The 18,038-nt window shown below is 33.8% G+C and carries 20 protein-coding genes and 1 other RNA gene; 12 read left to right on the top strand and 9 right to left on the bottom strand.

What is annotated here, in order from left to right; genetic code table 11:
• The first annotated feature begins 39 nt into the window (after nucleotides 1-39).
• The 4 genes from HHX25_RS01020 (at nucleotide 40) to rny (ending at nucleotide 2,457) form a co-directional block, all read left to right on the top strand.
• A complete protein-coding gene (locus tag HHX25_RS01020; RefSeq protein WP_169669174.1) occupies nucleotides 40-330 on the top strand; it encodes a hypothetical protein in 291 nt (96 codons plus the stop codon).
• A gap of 14 nt (nucleotides 331-344) precedes the next feature.
• Complete coding sequence (locus tag HHX25_RS01015) at nucleotides 345-638, top strand: cell division protein ZapA (RefSeq protein ID WP_169669172.1); 294 nt, start codon at nucleotides 345-347, stop codon at nucleotides 636-638.
• A gap of 57 nt (nucleotides 639-695) precedes the next feature.
• A non-coding RNA gene (gene ssrS / locus HHX25_RS01010) (6S RNA) lies at nucleotides 696-825 on the top strand.
• Nucleotides 826-882: 57 nt separating this feature from the next.
• Nucleotides 883-2,457 (top strand): ribonuclease Y, encoded by a 1,575-nt coding sequence (gene rny / locus HHX25_RS01005; protein WP_169669170.1) that lies wholly within the window; start codon nucleotides 883-885, stop codon nucleotides 2,455-2,457.
• 199 nt (nucleotides 2,458-2,656) lie between these two features.
• Here rny and xerD read toward each other — a convergent pair whose 3' ends face one another.
• A complete protein-coding gene (xerD, locus tag HHX25_RS01000) occupies nucleotides 2,657-3,553 on the bottom strand; it encodes a site-specific tyrosine recombinase XerD (RefSeq protein ID WP_169669168.1) in 897 nt (298 codons plus the stop codon).
• Between the two features lie 159 nt (nucleotides 3,554-3,712).
• Here xerD and HHX25_RS00995 point away from each other — a divergent pair, with 159 nt between their 5' ends.
• The 5 genes from HHX25_RS00995 (at nucleotide 3,713) to HHX25_RS00975 (ending at nucleotide 6,731) form a co-directional block, all read left to right on the top strand.
• Nucleotides 3,713-4,189 (top strand): hypothetical protein, encoded by a 477-nt coding sequence (locus tag HHX25_RS00995; RefSeq protein WP_169669166.1) that lies wholly within the window; start codon nucleotides 3,713-3,715, stop codon nucleotides 4,187-4,189.
• Nucleotides 4,190-4,427: 238 nt separating this feature from the next.
• Nucleotides 4,428-4,952 (top strand): porin family protein, encoded by a 525-nt coding sequence (locus HHX25_RS00990; protein ID WP_169669164.1) that lies wholly within the window; start codon nucleotides 4,428-4,430, stop codon nucleotides 4,950-4,952.
• 181 nt (nucleotides 4,953-5,133) lie between these two features.
• The gene (locus HHX25_RS00985) at nucleotides 5,134-5,634 is read left to right on the top strand and encodes a DUF3575 domain-containing protein (protein WP_169669162.1); all 501 of its coding nucleotides are present in this window, start codon (nucleotides 5,134-5,136) and stop codon (nucleotides 5,632-5,634) included.
• Nucleotides 5,635-5,709: 75 nt separating this feature from the next.
• Entirely contained in the window at nucleotides 5,710-6,126 is a 417-nt protein-coding gene (gene aroQ / locus HHX25_RS00980; protein WP_169669160.1) for a type II 3-dehydroquinate dehydratase, read from the top strand.
• A 113-nt stretch (nucleotides 6,127-6,239) separates the two neighbouring features.
• Entirely contained in the window at nucleotides 6,240-6,731 is a 492-nt protein-coding gene (locus HHX25_RS00975) for a hypothetical protein (protein ID WP_169669157.1), read from the top strand.
• Between the two features lie 76 nt (nucleotides 6,732-6,807).
• Here the strand turns inward: HHX25_RS00975 and lpdA are convergent, their stop codons facing one another.
• Nucleotides 6,808-8,184: a dihydrolipoyl dehydrogenase gene (lpdA, locus tag HHX25_RS00970; RefSeq protein ID WP_169669155.1), complete on the bottom strand. Its 1,377-nt coding sequence runs from the start codon at nucleotides 8,182-8,184 to the stop codon at nucleotides 6,808-6,810.
• A gap of 172 nt (nucleotides 8,185-8,356) precedes the next feature.
• Between lpdA and HHX25_RS00965 the strand changes: the two genes are divergently transcribed.
• Nucleotides 8,357-9,637, top strand: coding sequence for an NAD(P)/FAD-dependent oxidoreductase (locus HHX25_RS00965; protein WP_169669153.1), 1,281 nt, complete (start codon nucleotides 8,357-8,359; stop codon nucleotides 9,635-9,637).
• A 346-nt stretch (nucleotides 9,638-9,983) separates the two neighbouring features.
• On the opposite strand, the gene HHX25_RS00960 is transcribed toward HHX25_RS00965, so the two are convergent.
• Both HHX25_RS00960 and msrB read right to left on the bottom strand, forming a co-directional pair.
• Nucleotides 9,984-10,538, bottom strand: a complete 555-nt coding sequence (locus HHX25_RS00960) for a DUF1572 family protein (RefSeq protein ID WP_205957966.1) — start codon at nucleotides 10,536-10,538, stop codon at nucleotides 9,984-9,986.
• A 58-nt stretch (nucleotides 10,539-10,596) separates the two neighbouring features.
• Nucleotides 10,597-11,070, bottom strand: coding sequence for a peptide-methionine (R)-S-oxide reductase MsrB (gene msrB, locus HHX25_RS00955; protein WP_169669151.1), 474 nt, complete (start codon nucleotides 11,068-11,070; stop codon nucleotides 10,597-10,599).
• A 160-nt stretch (nucleotides 11,071-11,230) separates the two neighbouring features.
• On the opposite strand from msrB, the gene HHX25_RS00950 reads away from it, so the two are divergent.
• Both HHX25_RS00950 and HHX25_RS00945 read left to right on the top strand, forming a co-directional pair.
• Nucleotides 11,231-12,046 (top strand): M48 family metallopeptidase, encoded by an 816-nt coding sequence (locus tag HHX25_RS00950; protein ID WP_169669855.1) that lies wholly within the window; start codon nucleotides 11,231-11,233, stop codon nucleotides 12,044-12,046.
• 74 nt (nucleotides 12,047-12,120) lie between these two features.
• The gene (locus HHX25_RS00945; protein WP_169669149.1) at nucleotides 12,121-13,518 is read left to right on the top strand and encodes an MFS transporter; all 1,398 of its coding nucleotides are present in this window, start codon (nucleotides 12,121-12,123) and stop codon (nucleotides 13,516-13,518) included.
• Between the two features lie 116 nt (nucleotides 13,519-13,634).
• On the opposite strand, the gene HHX25_RS00940 is transcribed toward HHX25_RS00945, so the two are convergent.
• The 5 genes from HHX25_RS00940 to HHX25_RS00920 form a co-directional block, all read right to left on the bottom strand.
• Nucleotides 13,635-14,669 carry a M12 family metallopeptidase gene (locus tag HHX25_RS00940; protein WP_169669147.1) on the bottom strand — a complete coding sequence of 345 codons (1,035 nt, stop codon included), beginning with the start codon at nucleotides 14,667-14,669 and terminating at the stop codon, nucleotides 13,635-13,637.
• Nucleotides 14,670-14,911: 242 nt separating this feature from the next.
• Nucleotides 14,912-15,646 carry a head GIN domain-containing protein gene (locus HHX25_RS00935; protein WP_169669145.1) on the bottom strand — a complete coding sequence of 245 codons (735 nt, stop codon included), beginning with the start codon at nucleotides 15,644-15,646 and terminating at the stop codon, nucleotides 14,912-14,914.
• 27 nt (nucleotides 15,647-15,673) lie between these two features.
• Entirely contained in the window at nucleotides 15,674-16,759 is a 1,086-nt protein-coding gene (locus tag HHX25_RS00930) for a hypothetical protein (protein ID WP_169669143.1), read from the bottom strand.
• An 88-nt stretch (nucleotides 16,760-16,847) separates the two neighbouring features.
• Nucleotides 16,848-17,417, bottom strand: a complete 570-nt coding sequence (locus tag HHX25_RS00925) for a hypothetical protein (protein ID WP_169669141.1) — start codon at nucleotides 17,415-17,417, stop codon at nucleotides 16,848-16,850.
• Nucleotides 17,410-17,970 (bottom strand): RNA polymerase sigma factor, encoded by a 561-nt coding sequence (locus HHX25_RS00920; RefSeq protein WP_169669139.1) that lies wholly within the window; start codon nucleotides 17,968-17,970, stop codon nucleotides 17,410-17,412. Before HHX25_RS00920 ends, HHX25_RS00925 begins: the two co-directional genes overlap by 8 nt.
• Between the last annotated feature and the right edge of the window lie 68 nt (nucleotides 17,971-18,038).

Below are 18,038 nucleotides of genomic sequence, written 5' to 3'. Positions count from 1 at the left end.
GGTATGTTAACTTTGTGTTATAAGTATTGAAATTTGTAAATGGGTAATATTGAAGATATTGTAGATTCTTTAGAAAACAAAATTAGTAAGGTATTACACAAATTAGAGCTTTTAAAGCTTGCTAATTCCAAATTAACTGAAGAATTAGAGGTTTCAAAAAAAGAAATTCAAAACCAAAAATTGCATATAGCAAGTTGGGAAGAAAAATATGAAGCTTTAAAAATTGCAAATGCAATGCTTGGTAGTGACGATAATAAAAGAGAAACTAAGCTTAAAATAAACGCACTAATAAGAGAGATTGATCATTGTATAGCACAACTCTCAGATTAGAGCATATAAATTCAATGTCAGAAAAGCTTAAAATAAAGCTATCTATAGCTAATAGAGTGTACCCTTTAACAATTGAAGCAAGTCAAGAGGAAGGGCTACGTAAGTCGGCTAAGAACATTGAAGCAATGATAAAGCAATTTGAGCAAAGTTATTCTGTTAGAGATAAGCAAGATGTATTGGCGATGTGTGCGTTACAGTTTGCCTCTCAAGAGGAACAGAAATCTATTGATAAAGAGAATGTAAACGAGCATGTAGAAGAAAAATTAAATGCGCTCAATGATTTGTTACATTCTTATTTAGACTCTTAAACGTTCTTTAAAATAAACTAAAAAGTTACTGCCTACATTGGTTATTTTTTTTGATAAACTCAACGTTAATTCTTTAAAAAGGGTGAGTTTAAGCTGTAAAAGCATGCTGCTAGTGCCGAATTTATTTCAGTATCTTGAGCAGACCCTTGATCAGCTTGTTAGCCCTAAACTTGTTTTTAAGGAGTTTATACAAAACTTTATACTGGTGTAGGCTTTTTTATATATACAAACTAACTAAATACCGATGGACAACTCAATTATATTTGCAGTAGGGGGTGTTATTTTAGGACTCATAATAGGTTTTATTATAACGAAGAGGCTAGAAAAGAATAATGCTTCGAAACTTATAAAAGAAGCAAAGAAAAATGCAGAATTAATACTTAAAGAAGCTAAAGTCGAAGGGGAAAGACTTAAAAAAGATAAAATTCTTCAGGCTAAGGAAAAATTTATTGAACTTAAATCTGAGCACGAAAAGGTCATCTTATCTCGAGATAAGAAAATGGCAGAAGCTGAAAAGCGTACACGTGATAAAGAATCACAGATATCAAATGAGCTTTCAAAAGGCAAAAAACTTAATGAAAGCTTAGAAAGAAAAACGAAAGATTATAATCACAGACTTGATGTTATTGAAAAGAAGCAAGAAGCTTTAGATAAACTGCATAAAAATCAAGTACAACAATTAGAGGTTATTTCAAGCCTATCTGCAGAAGAAGCTAAAGAACAATTAGTAGAATCTTTAAAAGGAGAGGCGAAGAATGATGCGATGGCTTTTATTCAAAGTGCTTTAGAAGAAGCCAAATTAACTGCCGAGCAAGAAGCCAAAAAGGTTATTATTAATACGATACAGCGTATTGGAACAGAAGAGGCCGTAGACAATTGTGTGTCTGTATTTAATATAGAATCGGATGACGTTAAAGGTCGTATTATTGGTAGAGAAGGTAGAAATATTCGTGCTATAGAAGCGGCTACAGGTGTTGAGATTATAGTAGATGATACTCCAGAAGCTATTATCTTGTCTTGTTTTGATTCTGTTAGAAGAGAAATAGCAAGATTATCATTACATAAATTGGTTACCGATGGTAGGATTCACCCAGCTCGTATCGAAGAAATTGTAAAGAAAACTAAGAAACAAATTGAGCAGGAAATTATAGAAGTAGGTAAACGTACCGTCATAGATCTTGGGATACATAATCTGAATCCAGAGCTTATTAAAATGGTGGGACGTATGAAGTACCGTTCTTCTTACGGACAAAACCTATTGCAACATTCCCGAGAAGTCGCTAAACTTTGTGGCGTTATGGCTGCAGAACTAGGGCTTAACCCAAAACTGGCAAAACGCGCTGGATTATTACATGATATAGGAAAAGTGCCAGATGCAGAAGCAGATATGGAAACACCACATGCTATTCTGGGGATGCAATGGGCTGAAAAGTATGGAGAAAAAGCAGATGTATGTAATGCTATAGGAGCGCATCACGATGAAATTGAAATGAAATCTTTATTAGCACCAATTATACAAGTTTGTGATGCTATTTCGGGGGCACGTCCAGGAGCACGTCGTCAAGTGTTAGATAGTTATATTCAGCGTTTAAAAGATCTGGAGGATATCGCTTTTGGTTTTACAGGAGTAAAGAAAGCTTATGCAATTCAAGCAGGTAGAGAGCTGAGGGTTATTGTTGAAAGCGAAAAGGTAGATGACCAAAAGGCAGCGGATTTATCGTTCAACATATCTCAAAAAGTACAGACAGATATGACGTATCCTGGTCAGGTAAAAGTTACAGTAATTAGAGAAACCAGAGCGGTTAATATTGCTAAATAACTGTTCCTGCTAAGGCAGATAAAATAATAATATTTTTAAAAATCCAGTGTAAGCTGGATTTTTTATTTTGAAATGATTTAAATGTCGCGTTATAACGATTTTATAATTTCGAATTTCAATGCATCGGTCTAATTAAAAAGTCTTAGTTCTTGATTCTAAAAGCGAAGTGGTCTAAATCCTTTTTAAACCATCTATTATTTTACTTTCTTGGATGATACTTTTCCACCACTTCGGTTAAATGGCTTTTATCTAAATGCACATAAATCTCGGTAGTAGTGATACTTTCATGACCAAGCATGAGTTGAATAGACCTCAGGTCTGCTTCATTTTTTAATAAATGTGAGGCAAATGAATGTCTAAACGTATGTGGGGAGATATTTTTTTTGAGCCCGATTTTTTCTGCTAATCGTTTTACAATAGTAAAAATCATAGCTCTGGTAAGTTGTTTACCTCGTCTGTTTAAAAAGAGCGTGTCCTCATGACCAGCTTGGATGTTTAAATGATTCCGAATCTCGTTTCTATAAATATTAATATACTTTTGGGTAACCTCTATGATAGGTACAAAACGTTGCTTATCTCCCTTACCAGTTACTTTTATAAAACCCTCATCAAAAAACAGATCGGAGATCTTAAGATTGATGAGTTCGCTAACACGTAATCCACACCCGTAAAGTGTTTCCAGCATAGCACGATTGCGTTCGCCTTCTGGTTTACTTAAATCTATGGCGTTTATAATAGTATCAATTTCATCCTCACTCAATGTATCGGGCAATTTTCTACCAATTTTAGGGGATTCAATGAGTTCTAAAGGGTTTGAGGTTCTATAATCCTCAAATATTAAATAACTAAAAAAGCTTCGTAACCCAGAGATTAAGCGCGATTGTGAACGTGCATTGACGTTTTTGGCTGCTTCATATATAAAGCCTTGAACGATTTCAGTAGTCATTGTAATTGGGGATTCATGAATCTCATGATGCTCTAGATAGTTGATGAGTTTTTCAACATCGCGCGAATAGTTTTCAATAGAGTTTTCAGATAAACCGCGTTCTATCTTTAAGTATAGTTGATAATCTTTAAGTGCGTTTTGCCATTTCATGTCGTGTAAAAATAAAGTAAATCTTTGGATTATACTTTTATTAGTTTATATAAGTATATAATACAGGTTCTTTGTGTTTAATTAATTCATTATCAGTGTATTGGAAATATTTTTTTAATTTACAAGCAATTAATTAATCAAACTAAATTATTTTAAATTATGAAAAAATTATTTTTATTATCAGTTTTTGTGATGTCATTAATGACAACTTTAAATGCCCAAAACCATTTTAGGGCAGGTTTAAACGGCGGGATACCAATTGGAGATGCTGGTGACCTGGCTACTTTTGCAATTGCTATCGACCTGGGGTATATACTGGAAATATCTGATGATTTTGATGCAGGTATCGAAACAGGTTATACCAATTATTTTGGTAAGGACAATTTTGATGATTTTAATTTTATTCCAGTTAATGGTGTTGCAAACTACGATCTTTCCGATGAATTTTCTGCCGAAGGAGGCATAGGAATAGCTATTTCACTTGAAACAGGAGGTGGAACCGATCTTTATTGGAAATTTGGATTTGCCTATGATTTGGATGAAGCAAGCGACCTGTCATTAACTTATAGATCTGTTTCTGGAGGTAATGGGTTTTCTGTAGATGGTATTTTTCTAGGGTATAGACGCGGTTTTTAAGCTTAATAAAAGCATTATAAAAATAACTAAAGAGGCTCTAATACTTTTTAGAAGCCTCTTTTTTGTACAAAAAACGTGTTAAGAGTAAGATTCAATGCTCTATGTAGTATATATTAAAACATCGACGAAATACATATATGTTCGACAAAAAGCAATGTTTTTGACAATTTCTTTTGTTGGTTAAGATTAAATAGTCTTTATTTGCTCCAATCAAAAACTAAAAAACAATTTTAATCTTATGAAAAAATTATTACTTATTGCTGCTGTTGCAGTATTCGGATTATCAAACATGAATGCACAAGAAACTAAATTTGGTGTAAAAGCTGGTGCTGATTTTGCATCTGTAAAAGTTAAAGTGTCTGGTTTTTCAGTAAGCACCTCTGAAACAGGGTTTTATGTAGGTGGTTTTGCAGAAGTAGGTGTTTCTGATACTTTTACTTTTCAGCCTGAGCTTCTTTATATTTCAGTTTCTACAGGAACTTTAAACTTTGATCAGATCAGTATTCCACTTATGGCAAAATTTGGAGTATCTGAAAAAATAGATGTACTTGCTGGACCTGCTTTGGGCTTCTTACTTGACAGTGCAGATGGACAGAAATCTTTTAACTATGGTATAGAAGCAGGTGCTGCTTATAATATTACAGAAGAGCTGTTTGTAGAAGCTAGATACAATATTGGTTTAGCGAATTTAATTGAAAATGCTCCAAGTGGTGTTTCTACTAAAATTAGCGGACTTTTTGTTGGTTTAGGATACAGATTTTAAATAAACAAAACAATATATTATTTAAAAGGAAGCCAATTGGCTTCCTTTTTTTATGCTACAAATCTAACAATCAATTAGTAAGAAAAAAGGTTTAATTTATATGGGATTTTTATTTTTAGTTTAAGTGTTTCTGGCATTGGTTTTGATTACGGCTTGTAAACATTTAAACATTTAGTCTATTATGAAAAAACTATTATTATGTGCTGTTATTGCAGTATTAAGCGTTTCCAATGTGAAGGCACAAGAAAACGTTGTAAAATTTAACCCGTTAGCTTTAATCGTCGGTTCACTTGAAGTGGGGTACGAGAGAGTTGTAAGTGAAAACCAATCTTTACAAGTTGATCTAGCTTATACATCTTTTGATTCTGGCTTTTTTGATTATACAGGTTTCGGGGCTGGTTTACAATACAGGTTTTACCTTCAAAAAGCAAAAGAAGCACCCGAGGGTTGGTTTGCTGGACCAGTAGCCAGTTATGCATCTGCAAGCGCAAACAATGATTTTAAGACCTCTATATTTGCGGCTGGAGGTGTTGTTGGTTACCAATGGAACTGGGAACCAATAACATTAGATATTTATGGAGGCCCTGCTTACTATAGTGTTGATGCAGATGACCCTACTTTCGACTTCGGATTTGATGGTATAGGAGCTAAACTTGGACTTTCTCTTGGTTTTGCCTTTTAAAAAAAGTATAGTTTGATAAAAGGAGCTTATTTCTAGCTCCTTTTTTTATGCCCGATTTTTTAATATTTTTACCCCATGAAGAAATTAATGATCATTAACGGACCAAACCTAAACTTACTGGGTAAAAGAGAGCCTGGTATTTATGGAAGTTTATCGTTTGAGGAATTTTTAGAAGAAATCAAGCAAAAATATACAGATATAAAAATCGATTATTTTCAATCTAATATAGAAGGCGAACTTATTGATAAACTGCAAGAGGTTGGTTTTAGTTATGATGGTATTATTTTAAACGCTGCTGCTTATACCCATACTTCTGTAGGTATTGGAGACGCTATTAAAGCGATTGAAACGCCTGTTGTAGAAGTGCATATTTCAAATACCTTTAGTAGGGAAGCATTTCGCCATCAATCCTATATATCTCCCAATGCAAAAGGCGTAATTCTTGGCTTTGGATTACAGAGTTATGAATTGGCTATTCAGAGTTTTATTTGAATTTTGATGAGATAACTTTAACATTTATACGACTAATTTTGTAATATTATTATGATTGACGTTTAATTTTAGGTTATAGATTTGTTATATGGTATAGTTTTATATAGCAGATCATGAAAAAAATACTATTAACGAACGTTTTACTGGCTTCAATTCTAATGTCCTCTCAAGAAGACAAAACTTCAGATTCATTCACCGTTTTAGATGATACTAAGATAGAAGGGGAGTTAAAGTCTTATTCAAGTTATTTTTCGCAATTTTATTTGAATGAAAATTGGCTTTTAAGGAATGAAATGGAAGAGAGGATTACCTATGGCCTCGATACAGGAATTAATATTTTAGAGTATCGAATTTTGGGTAAGTACCTTATAGATGATAAATTAAGTGTTCTTGCTGGTCCCAAAGTGAACATATTGAAAAAAAATGGAAATATAGAAAATGTTTCGCCATTTCTAACTTTTGGAGCGCAGTATAATGTAACGAAAGAATTTTCAATTTTTGCAAGGTATAACCAACCCATAATAAAGGATAAAACAAATACGGGTATAAGTCCTTCTGTAATTAATAATATAAACTACAGAATAGGAACCCGGTTAAAATTTTAAACAAAAAAGTTCCGAGAAATCGGAACTTTTTTACGTCTAGAGTCTATCATCTAAACTCTAATATCTCTATCATATATTATAAATGGATCACTTCATCATAAGCATCGGCAACCGCTTCCATAACCGCTTCACTCATAGTAGGGTGTGGGTGCACGGCTTTTAATACCTCGTGCCCCGTAGTTTCTAGTTTTCTGCCTAAAACTGCTTCAGCAATCATATCGGTAACACCAGCACCAATCATATGACAGCCAAGCCACTCACCATATTTTGCATCAAAAATTACTTTTACAAAACCATCTGAAGCACCACCAGCTTTTGCCTTACCTGAAGCTGAGAACGGGAATTTACCAACTTTTATATCCAAGCCTTTTTCTTTAGCTTGTTTTTCGGTTAAACCTACACTGGCAACTTCTGGCGAACAGTACGTACAACCAGGAATGTTTCCATAGTCTAAGGCTTCTACATGTTGTCCAGCAAGCTTCTCAACACATAAGATGCCTTCTGCTGAAGCAACGTGTGCTAGGGCTTGACCAGGCGTTACATCACCAATAGCATAATAACCAGGAATATTGGTCTGATAAAAATCGTTAACAATAATCTTATCTCTATCTACAACAATACCAACATCTTCCAGTCCGATATTTTCAATATTTGTTTTAATACCAACAGCAGATAAAATAATGTCAGCCTCAAGGATTTCTTCACCTTTTTTAGTTTTTACAGTAGCTTTTACACCATCACCAGACGTGTCGACAGAAGTTACTTCGGCAGACGTTTTGATTTTGATGCCACTTTTCTTAAACGAGCGCTCTAATTGTTTAGAAACATCTTCGTCTTCTACAGGCACTATATTCGGTAAGTATTCAACAATAGTTACTTCGGTACCCATAGAATTATAAAAATAAGCGAACTCAACGCCAATGGCTCCAGATCCAACAACAATCATTTTCTTTGGTTGTTTTGGTAAGCTCATAGCTTCTCTATAACCAATAACCTTTTTGCCGTCTTGAGGCAAGCTAGGCAATTCACGAGATCGGGCACCAGTTGCTATAATAATGTTATCGGCACTATATTCAGTTCCATCTACATCAACCTTTTTACCTGGCTTCAATTTTCCAAAACCATTAATAACATCAATTTTATTCTTTTTCATTAAAAACTGAACACCTTTACTCATGCCTTCGGCAACACCACGGCTACGCTTTACTACGGCGTCAAAATCTTTGTCAAAATCTTTAACCGATAACCCATAATCTCCAGCATGTTTAAGATATTCAAATACCTGGGCAGATTTCAATAAGGCTTTCGTTGGGATACACCCCCAATTTAAGCATACACCTCCAAGATTTTCTTTTTCAACAATAGCAGTTTTAAAACCTAATTGAGATGCTCTAATAGCTGTAACATAACCACCAGGACCGCTTCCAAGAACTATAATATCGTATTTACTCATGTGTTAAATTTTAGGGTACGAATTTACGAAATCGAAATCGAATAAAGAATTTAGTAGGCTTTAAATTTACATCTTTATGTTACCTTTGCCTCGCAAGTATTTATATGTGAAATATGCCTAGCAAAAATTATATAAATCATATAAAATCTGTTAAAAAAATAAGAACTTGCTTATGAATATAAAAAGAACAAGTTTCCCTCGTGTCGTTATTATAGGAGGTGGTTTTGCGGGAGTCGCTTTGGCCAAGAAATTATCAAAACAAGACCTTCAGGTTGTTTTATTGGATAAGAACAACTATCACACGTTTCAACCGCTTTTATATCAGGTATCTACTGGTGGGTTAGAGCCAGATTCTATTGCTTACCCTATAAGAAAGATACTTAAAAACTTTCCCAATTTCCATTTTAGATTGGCTCATGTTGAAGAAATTGATACCGTAAAAAATAAAGTCATTACTAATATTGGTAAGCTAAAATTCGACTATCTGGTTATTGCTTCGGGCTCTACGACCAACTATTTTGGAAATGAGGCTATAGAAAAATATAGTATGGCGATGAAAACCATACCGCAGTCCCTTAATTTAAGAAGTCTGATTTTAGAGAATTTTGAGGATGCATTACTGACTTCAGATTTAAATGAACGGAATGCCCTGATGAATTTTGTCATTGTTGGAGGCGGACCAACAGGTGTGGAGCTGGCTGGTGCCTTGGCCGAGATTAAAAAAGGTATTTTACCAAAAGATTACCCAGATTTAGATACCCGATTGGCACAGATTCATGTTATTCAATCTGGTAATTGTATTCTAAAAGGGATGAGTGACAAGGCTTCCCAAAGTGCCGAAGATTTTTTAGAGAAATTAGGAGTTAACGTTTGGAAAAATGTTAGAGTAACTAATTACGATGGTAGAACGGTAACTACCAATACCGATTTGACTTTTGAAACAGCTACTTTAATTTGGGCTGCTGGTGTGAAGGGAGAAACCATAAAAGGATTAGATGCCGAAAAATTTGTAACCAGAGGCAACAGGCTTATAGTTAATGAATTTAATCAGGTAAAAGCATTCGATCATATTTTTGCCATAGGAGATGTGGCTTGCATGGTCAATGAAGACTACCCTAATGGGTTGCCAATGATGGCGCAACCAGCTATTCAACAAGGCGATCAATTAGGAAACAATATACTACGGTTAATTGAAGAACAGCCCATGAAGCCTTTCATTTACAAAGATAAAGGTACTATGGCTACTATAGGAAGAAACAAAGCCGTAGTAGATTTAAGAAAATTTAAGTTCCAGGGTGTTTTTGCCTGGTATATTTGGATGTTTGTGCACCTCTTTTTTTTAATAGGCTTTAGAAACCGCATGGTAGTCTTTGTAAACTGGGTGTATAATTATGTAAGGTTCGATAGGGAAGCACGTTTAATTATTAGACCTTTTAAGAGAACTTTAAAATAGCATTGGTATTTATGTGGGCAAGTTGCCATGAAAAATGTCAAACAGGCTTTCGGTAGTCGCTCTCTGCGAGGAGCTCCAACAAGACCTCAATCCTTCTTGCAGTACATTTCTTAGCGATGAGTTAAGATTGTTTGTAGGTGTTTTTTTGTTCAAAAATTATGAGTTACAATGTTTCAAGCTGATTACAAAACAAGTCTATATTCTTGGTTCTATCAACAAAGCGGTCTTGGTTCTCAACTCGATTCAACAATTCTTATAAATTTAAGTAGTAATGTTTCAGGCTAACCATAAACAAGTCTTTGTTCTTAGTTCTAAAAGCAGAGCAGTCTTAAGTCTTTATACCTACCTATAAGTCATCCGTAAAATGTCGCCTACCTTTTTCCTTGCCAAACTTTTCGGCATTGTATTTTGAAGAATCTCCTTTAGGAATAGATAAAGATTGCCAATTCTTGCCCTTTAACAGTTTTCCAAGAAAAACGATTTGCCCTGTATGATAAGCATAATGTGCTAATTGTCTGTTAATAGCTTCTGTAACGGTATGGCCTTGATTGCGAATAAAAATGATCCGTTCTAAATCAGATTCGGTTAATGGTGTAATGGCTTCAAATAAGCAATGCCAACCTTTATCCCAATCGTCTATAAGTGCTTTTTTTGAAGTATAGGTGTCTTCAAATTCCTGGTCGCGATGCCTCCATGCTTTTTCACCATCTTCAGTTAAAAAGTTGGTCCACCTGCTTAGCATATTACCAACCATATGCTTTACAACGATAGCAATAGAATTAGAATCTTCTGCAAATTCTTTTTTAAGTTCTTCAAAGTTGAGCTCTTGAAAGGTTTTATCGCCTAAACTTTTATAATATTCAAATTGTTTAATAATACTGGATAGGTAGGATATTTGCATACCTTAAATATAAAATATCAACTTTTAAATCCCAAATCCTAAAACACACTATTGGAATTTATTTTTTTGGAATAAACTTTAAAGCGACTCCATTAATACAATGGCGTTTTCCTGTAGTTTCTCTGGGACCATCATTAAAAACATGACCTAAATGCCCCCCACAGGTTGCGCAATGTTCTTCATCACGTGAATATCCTAATTTATTATCGCTCCCATAAGCGACATTACCTTTAATTTCCCTGTCAAAACTAGGCCATCCCGTGCCAGAATCAAACTTATGTTCACTTTTAAATAGAGGGGTGTCGCACGCAGCACAGGCATAAATACCCGCTTTATAGTTTTTATTTAAAGAACTAGAAAAAGGACGTTCCGTTCCAGCTTTTCTAAGCACATAATATTCCATATCAGATAATTGTGCTTTCCATTCAGCATCGGTTTTAGAAACTTTATAGACTTTTTGCTCTTTTTTTTGAGCATTGCTATTACAATTTAATAGTGTTATTGTTAAGCATAATAGAATTAGTTTCTTCATAATTGTTTTGAGTTCTTTTTTATATGTGTCGTACCTATTAACCATACATAACATTCTTGATAACATATTTTTCTACTTATGTGACCAATAAAAACAAACGGTGTCTAAACTATTAAGATACAAATTTTGTACTTTTATAAAATATTATAAACCTTATATGATGAAATTAAAAAAAGCACTTTTAGTATTTGGGATGGTAGTATTCATATTATCATGTGCTACAAATCCATTTACTGGTAAAAAGACCATGGCTTTAGTGCCTAATTCTCAATTATTTCCAACAGCTTTTGCTCAGTACGATCAGTTTTTAACGGATAATAAAGTTGTTAAAGGAACAAAAGATGCTGAGATGATAACCAGAGTAGGGCAGCGTATTGCAGTAGCAGCAGAGCGTTGGTTAAATGCAAATGGCCATCAAGGTTACTTAAAAGATTATAAATGGGAATACAATTTAGTTGAAGATAAAACGGTTAATGCTTGGTGTATGCCTGGAGGTAAAATAGTATTCTACACAGGTATTTTACCAATAGCTAAAGGAGAAACAGGAGTTGCTGCTATTATGGGACATGAGGTAGCACATGCACTGGCAAATCACGGCCAACAGCGTATGAGTGCAGCTTATGTACAGCAAGGGTTGGCAGTAGCTGGAAATATTGCCATAAAAGATGAAAAATCCAGAAATGCTTTTAATCAATATTATGGTGTAGGTTCGCAAGTAGGTGTGATGTTGCCTTTTAGTAGAAGCCATGAAACGGAAGCAGATAAAATAGGCCTGTATTTAATGGCTATAGCTGGTTATAATCCAGATGAAGCATCAGAGTTATGGAAACGTATGAAAGCGAATAGCGGCGGGAATGCGCCACCAGAAATTTTAAGCACGCACCCGTCAAACGATTCTCGTATTGCAAACCTTAAGGCTTTGTCACCTACAGCAAAAGCTGAAGCTAAAAAGTTTGGTGTTACTAAATTTAGATAACCATTTTTTAATGTAGAAATAAAAAATATTTGATTATTTTAGTGAGCTGCTCATAAAAGGGCAGCTTTTTTATTATGGCAGCACTAGAAAAAGGGAGTAAAAAACTCTTAAATGCTTGGGCGTTTTACGATTGGGCCAATTCGGTTTATACATTAACTATAACGTCATCGATATTTCCTATATTTTATTCGGCATTGTTCCTATCGGAAATTAAAAATGTTTCGGCATTCGGGCTGGAATTTAAAAGTACTGCACTTATTACTTTTGTTACGGCATTTACTTTTTTAGTAGTAGCATTTATTTCTCCGATATTATCTGGTATTGCAGATTATATAGGTAATAAAAAGAACTTTTTAAAATTCTTTTGTTATGTAGGAAGCATTGGTTGTATTGGACTGTATTGGTTTAATCTAGAGTATATTCATTTAAGTTTGTTGTTCTACTTTATGGGGCTGATAGGCTATTGGGGAAGCTTGGTTTTCTATAATTCTTATTTACCAGATATTGCATTTGAAGAACAACAAGATAGTATTAGTGCCAAAGGTTTTTCAATGGGCTATTTAGGAAGTGTTATTTTGTTGATTCTAAACTTGTTAATGGTTATGTTTCCTCAATGGTTTGGTTTTGATATTAGTATACCTGATTCTTTGAGACAAACAGGATCAGAAGTAGAAATCACCGAAGCTTTAAAAGCGGCTAAAGATGCCGCTTCTTTTGAAGCTATGAAGATATCGTTTATTACAGTGGGTGTTTGGTGGGCTTTGTTCAGTCAATATTCATTTTATTATTTACCTAAAGGAACTTCATCTGGACACAAAGTAACTAGGGCTATAGTTTTTAATGGTCTAAAAGAGTTGCGACAAGTATGGAAACAGTTAAAACAGGATTTAAGATTAAAACGTTATTTATATGCCTTTTTTGTTTTTAGTATGGCAGTACAAACCATTATGCTAGTTGCTGCTTATTTTGGAGAAGAAGAAATTGCTTGGGGAAGCGACTCGGATAAAACAATTGGCTTGATTGGCAGTATTTTGCTTATTCAATTAGTAGCTGTACTAGGAGCTTTTTTAACCTCAAAAGCCTCATATAAATATGGTAACGTAAAAACTTTAATAGGAATAAATTTTATTTGGATGGCCTTGTGTTTTTATGCCTTTTTTATGAAAACACCCTTACAGTTTTACATTGCTGCATCTATAGTTGGTTTAGTGATGGGTGGCATTCAATCTTTAGCGCGATCTACATATTCAAAATTTTTGCCTGAAACCGAAGATACAACCTCGTATTTTAGTTTTTATGATGTCGCAGAGAAAATAGGTATTGTTATTGGTATGGGGATTTTTGCAACCATAGATCAGGTAACGGGGAGCATGCGAAATGCGATTTTGTTTCTCTTTATTTTCTTTTTAGCAGGAATCATTCTGCTCTTTAGAGTGCCAAAAACGAGATCTGAATTAAACAATGCTGGGTAACATTTAATAACATGCTAATAATTTAAAATAAAAAAGGTAGCAATTTTTAAATTACTACCTTGATATATAAGAAATATGTCTAATTAATCCACAGTTATAAGTAGGTTATAGGTATATTAATTGCTACGGCATTTTGCTATTCGATTCCATCTGGTAAAATCGCGTTCAAACAAATATCCAGCATAAGTTACCTTATCTCCAACAAAATATCTTTTAGATCGACTCCAAGCTTCAATGCCGTCACACGGATCGTTTGTTGGGTCTGGTGGCGTAGTGTTAGAAGGGTAAGCACTATTTGTGCCTTCAATATCTAATGCCGATAGTTGCGCTCTTCTTCTAGGAAGCACATTGCCATCAAGGTCTGTAATTGTTGGTTTTCCATTTTTACTAAAGGTATAACTACCATACATCATCGTTGAATTGGTATCAAAATCTCTTGTTACAAGAGTGGCTGAATTGCTTTTAAAAAATTGATCTTCTGCGCCATCTCTAATATTTTCATAATTAATAATGATGTGGTTATCCCTATCTGAGCGGTTTTGCTCATGAATATACCCTAATGTATGTCCAATTTCATGGATAATTACTAGAGCCGTTGTTCTAGTTCCAAGTCTAATAAAACCTCTAGATCCATTGGCTCCCAAAGTAGCGACACCACAATTACAGGAATCGCCGTTGCTGCTTATAGTAACATAGGTAGACTCATTGGTACGTTCTTTAAACCGTATATTTGTTTTACTTTCCCATTCTTCAATAGATTTTTGAAGCTCACTTCTTACCGACTGGCTCAAGCCTTGAACAACATATACAATGGTATTGTTGGCCCATTTACGAACACCGCCAGCTAACGCTAACTTGCCTTTTTTATTAAGCTCAGGGCTTGGAGGTTCGTTATCATTAAACGTAACTTTAGTATCTGTAAGTTGTTCTTCAAATAATCTAATATCGGTACCTTGAAGTGAAAAAGTACCATCTTCTTCTTTTTTTACTTTAACAGGTTCTCCAAGAAAATATTTTTCAATAAACTCTTGATCTGTTAGGGGGGCTTCATTAACAGGTTCTGTGCTTTCGCCGTCTTCGCATGAAGCAAAAACTAATACAAAAGCTAATAGGCTAATTTTAAATTTTTTAAAAATGATTGTTGTTTTCATTAATTTAGGTTTTTGGGACTATAGAATAATTCTTACATAAAATAAAAACTAAAAAAGAGCTTGGGATATTGCTGATGGATATGTTAATGAAATGTTAAATATCCTGAAAGTACATAAGCGATTATACATAGAAATAATTCTATGTATAATCGCTTATGTTTTAAGTTTTTTAAATGTATTGTCTGGACTTTTTTATCTGAAAAATATTTTTGAGTCCAGACGGTAGATGAGAGTGTGGTGTTTTATTGATTGGTAATACTTCCAGATCCTGCCACTTTGGTATCCATTGTGGGATTGCCTCTATAAACAATATCACCAGACCCTGCTACTCTTGCTTTTAAGGTTTCATTGCTAACCACTTTGGCATCACCAGAACCTGCCACAGAAACCTCCGTATTATTGGCTTGTAATTCAAAGCCATGAAAATCGCCAGACCCAGCTACTTTGGCTACTAAATTATTGGTGTCTCCTTTTAGTTTCAGGTCACCAGATCCTGCTATAGATGCTTTGGTGGATGATGTTTTTATATCAAGAATAACATCTCCAGAACCCGCTAAGGAAACATCTAAATTTGTTGCAGTTATAGTGCCTTCGTTCCATAAGTCGCCAGATCCAGCAAGAGAGACTTTGCTAATATCTTTATATGGAATAGTGATTTTTATAGTTTTATTTCTGCTAGGTTTTATATTGGTACCCTTTTTGGGTCTTATAATTAAATTATTGTTTTTCACTTCGGTAATAATATAATCCAATAAGTTTTCTTCTCCCTCAATTTTAATGTTTCCCTCATTACCGCTAACAATAACGAAATTCATGCTTCCAGCGCATTTTATACCGTCGTATTCAGCGGTTGTTCGAGTGATGGTTGTAAAGTTACCGTTTCCTCTTATGGATTTTCCCCATTGTGCGTACGATGTGGTAGCTAAAAGTAATGTTGCTATTATTAAGACTGTTTGTTTTCTGATTGATTTTTTCATGTGATTTTAAGATTTATTATTGATGAATTAATTTTTATAAAGCGATACACTTCCGTATTCAGATTCAATATTAATGGTATTGCTAGAAGTTTTGGTACCGTAATAACCTGCGTAGAACTTATCTGTTGTTTTTATGATTTTTTTTGTAAACTCCAGCTCATCTGCATTTAAGGAACCATATTCTAAATCAATATTAAAATTAAAATGATAGTTAGGAACATATCCTATTTTTATACCAACATAATCAGACCTAATATTTACATTTCCGGCATTTTCGGTCATCCTTTTAATCTTTATAGAGCCATAGTCAGCTTTAAGAGCTATGTTTTTATAGACATCTCCAATAATAGCTGTTAAATAGTCGCCATTTCCTGTAATATTATTTGCTTTGTCAATATTTATATGGCCATAGTCACAATTATAATTGACATCTTCGGCTATTTCTACTTTAGAGTGCGTATAGTCTGCATTAATATCTAACTTGTTTGTTTTAGAAACGGTAAAACCACTGTAGTCAGCATTTATTTTCCCGCTTTTTATAAATTCAAAGTAGCAGTTTTTTGTATAATCGAAATTAATACTATTATTCTCGGCCATTAATTCTTTAGTGGTAATCTTGCCATAGTCGCAATTTATTTTGGCATGCCCTTCAAGCTTGTCTACATTAATGTTTCCATAATCGTTATTCAAATCGATACTATTTGTGATGGGAATTTTAACCAGATAATTAATTTTCATACTTACTTTATCATTTTTTTTCCAACTCCACCAAGAATTAGATCTTCCTTCTCCAAATTTTGTTTTTGCAGAAACATGACTTGAGGAAGCTTCAAATTGAACCGATATGGCATCTAGTTTTTCTTGAACTTTTTCTTCATTATTTCCAGTGGTTATTACAGTGATTTCAAAAACCACCCTATTTTCATTCCATGTAATAATATCAACATTTCCATAGCTGTTATCTACACTCAGCATAGCGTTTGGTGCTACAGCATATTCCTTATTGATCGTTTTCTTTTTCGTGTGCTTACCTTTGCCTGCTATTGATGCCGAGGTAAACAGCGGGAGTACTAATAATAAGATTAGTGTTTTAAATTGTAGTGCTCGTTTCATGTGATCTCTTTTTAATAGTTTTAATGGTCGTATTTCTACTGCGTTTAGCATGGGTTTGTAGTATCATTAGCTAATAATTTCATAATCATTAGATATTGATATCTGACATGTCATACGACTGACCATTTAATTGTTTTATTCTTTCTATCTGCTCTAAAGTGTTTTGTAATATGTCTATTCTGTTTTGGAAGTTGGAAATCATAGCGTATATAACACGGTTATCGTCTCCACTTTCGTTTAAATCTTTTTTTAATGATTCGTAATTTTCCTCTAATGCTTTTAGGCGTACCATAGTATCCTTAATGAGTGCTTGGACTTCAGGGGCATTTTCATTTTTAATCTTACTTAATTCTTCTGCTATTGTAGATGTAAAAAAGTCTTCTGTTTCAGCCATTTTAGGCGATACACTAGCAAGTTCTCTAGTATTTTCTGTTTGCTGGGAACCAATAAAAAGTGTTATTAACAGCATAACAGAAGCGGCTACACCAATTAAAGGTTTCCATAAACGACGCCTTTGTTTATCAACTTTAACTAGTTGTAGCTCGCCTTGTTTATTTAACTTGCCTAAAAAACGTTCTGCATGATTTAATCCTGGGTTTTCTATATCAAAATCATTTTTATGTTTTTCAAACAGTTTGTCTATATTATCTTTATTCATAAGCCACTTGTAATTTTGTTCTTAAACTGTCCTTAGCCCTGGAAATCATGGTTCTACAATTTGCATTGGAAATGTTTAAAATATTACTAATCTCTTCATAATCGTAACCTTCAATTAAATTTAAGGTTAAAGCGATTCTATAATTATCCTTTAATGATTTCATAGTATTTAAAATTTGCTTCGCTTTTATATTTGCAAATTCGTAATCGCTATCAATACCATTATTATCATCTTCAATTTTGTACAGCATATCATCTAAAGGAACTTCTTTGCTTTTATTCTTCTTTTTATAATGGTAAATACTGTTATTTATAACAATTCGTTTTAACCACGCACCAAATATTTTCGATTCTTTAAGACTATCTAGTTTTGTAAAAGCCATTAAAAATGAATCCTGCATAATATCTTCTGCTTCAAAACTGTCTTTCACAATTCTAAAAGAAGCATTGTACATGGCTTTATAATATCTGTTATATATCTCCAATTGTGCAGATTGGTTTCCAGATTTACAAAGCTCAACAAGCTGTTCGATATTTAATTTAGTTGGCGTCAAAAAAACAATTTGTTATAATATAGATTGGTGTTGTTATGTTTTGTTACAGTTTTGCAAAAAAAATCCTA

The organism is Flavivirga algicola (assembly GCF_012910715.1).
GTDB classification, from domain to species: domain Bacteria; phylum Bacteroidota; class Bacteroidia; order Flavobacteriales; family Flavobacteriaceae; genus Flavivirga; species Flavivirga algicola.
Note: the sequence above shows the minus strand (reverse complement) of the source record. Positions and strands in the feature narration are given on the sequence as shown.

Excerpts from the sequence above, each read along its gene's own strand:
- HHX25_RS00950 (WP_169669855.1), top strand. The coding sequence starts at position 11,231 with ATGAAATTAAAAAAAGCACTTTTAGTATTTGGGATGGTAGTATTCATA.
- HHX25_RS00960 (WP_205957966.1), bottom strand. The coding sequence starts at position 10,538 with ATGCAAATATCCTACCTATCCAGTATTATTAAACAATTTGAATATTAT.
- HHX25_RS00935 (WP_169669145.1), bottom strand. The coding sequence starts at position 15,646 with ATGAAAAAATCAATCAGAAAACAAACAGTCTTAATAATAGCAACATTA.
- aroQ (WP_169669160.1), top strand. The coding sequence starts at position 5,710 with ATGAAGAAATTAATGATCATTAACGGACCAAACCTAAACTTACTGGGT.
- HHX25_RS01020 (WP_169669174.1), top strand. The coding sequence starts at position 40 with ATGGGTAATATTGAAGATATTGTAGATTCTTTAGAAAACAAAATTAGT.
- HHX25_RS00925 (WP_169669141.1), bottom strand. The coding sequence starts at position 17,417 with ATGAATAAAGATAATATAGACAAACTGTTTGAAAAACATAAAAATGAT.
- xerD (WP_169669168.1), bottom strand. The coding sequence starts at position 3,553 with ATGAAATGGCAAAACGCACTTAAAGATTATCAACTATACTTAAAGATA.
- lpdA (WP_169669155.1), bottom strand. The coding sequence starts at position 8,184 with ATGAGTAAATACGATATTATAGTTCTTGGAAGCGGTCCTGGTGGTTAT.
- HHX25_RS00990 (WP_169669164.1), top strand. The coding sequence starts at position 4,428 with ATGAAAAAATTATTACTTATTGCTGCTGTTGCAGTATTCGGATTATCA.
- HHX25_RS00965 (WP_169669153.1), top strand. The coding sequence starts at position 8,357 with ATGAATATAAAAAGAACAAGTTTCCCTCGTGTCGTTATTATAGGAGGT.
- HHX25_RS00940 (WP_169669147.1), bottom strand. The coding sequence starts at position 14,669 with ATGAAAACAACAATCATTTTTAAAAAATTTAAAATTAGCCTATTAGCT.
- HHX25_RS00995 (WP_169669166.1), top strand. The coding sequence starts at position 3,713 with ATGAAAAAATTATTTTTATTATCAGTTTTTGTGATGTCATTAATGACA.
- HHX25_RS00985 (WP_169669162.1), top strand. The coding sequence starts at position 5,134 with ATGAAAAAACTATTATTATGTGCTGTTATTGCAGTATTAAGCGTTTCC.
- HHX25_RS00930 (WP_169669143.1), bottom strand. The coding sequence starts at position 16,759 with ATGAAACGAGCACTACAATTTAAAACACTAATCTTATTATTAGTACTC.
- rny (WP_169669170.1), top strand. The coding sequence starts at position 883 with ATGGACAACTCAATTATATTTGCAGTAGGGGGTGTTATTTTAGGACTC.
- msrB (WP_169669151.1), bottom strand. The coding sequence starts at position 11,070 with ATGAAGAAACTAATTCTATTATGCTTAACAATAACACTATTAAATTGT.
- HHX25_RS00945 (WP_169669149.1), top strand. The coding sequence starts at position 12,121 with ATGGCAGCACTAGAAAAAGGGAGTAAAAAACTCTTAAATGCTTGGGCG.
- HHX25_RS00975 (WP_169669157.1), top strand. The coding sequence starts at position 6,240 with ATGAAAAAAATACTATTAACGAACGTTTTACTGGCTTCAATTCTAATG.
- HHX25_RS01015 (WP_169669172.1), top strand. The coding sequence starts at position 345 with ATGTCAGAAAAGCTTAAAATAAAGCTATCTATAGCTAATAGAGTGTAC.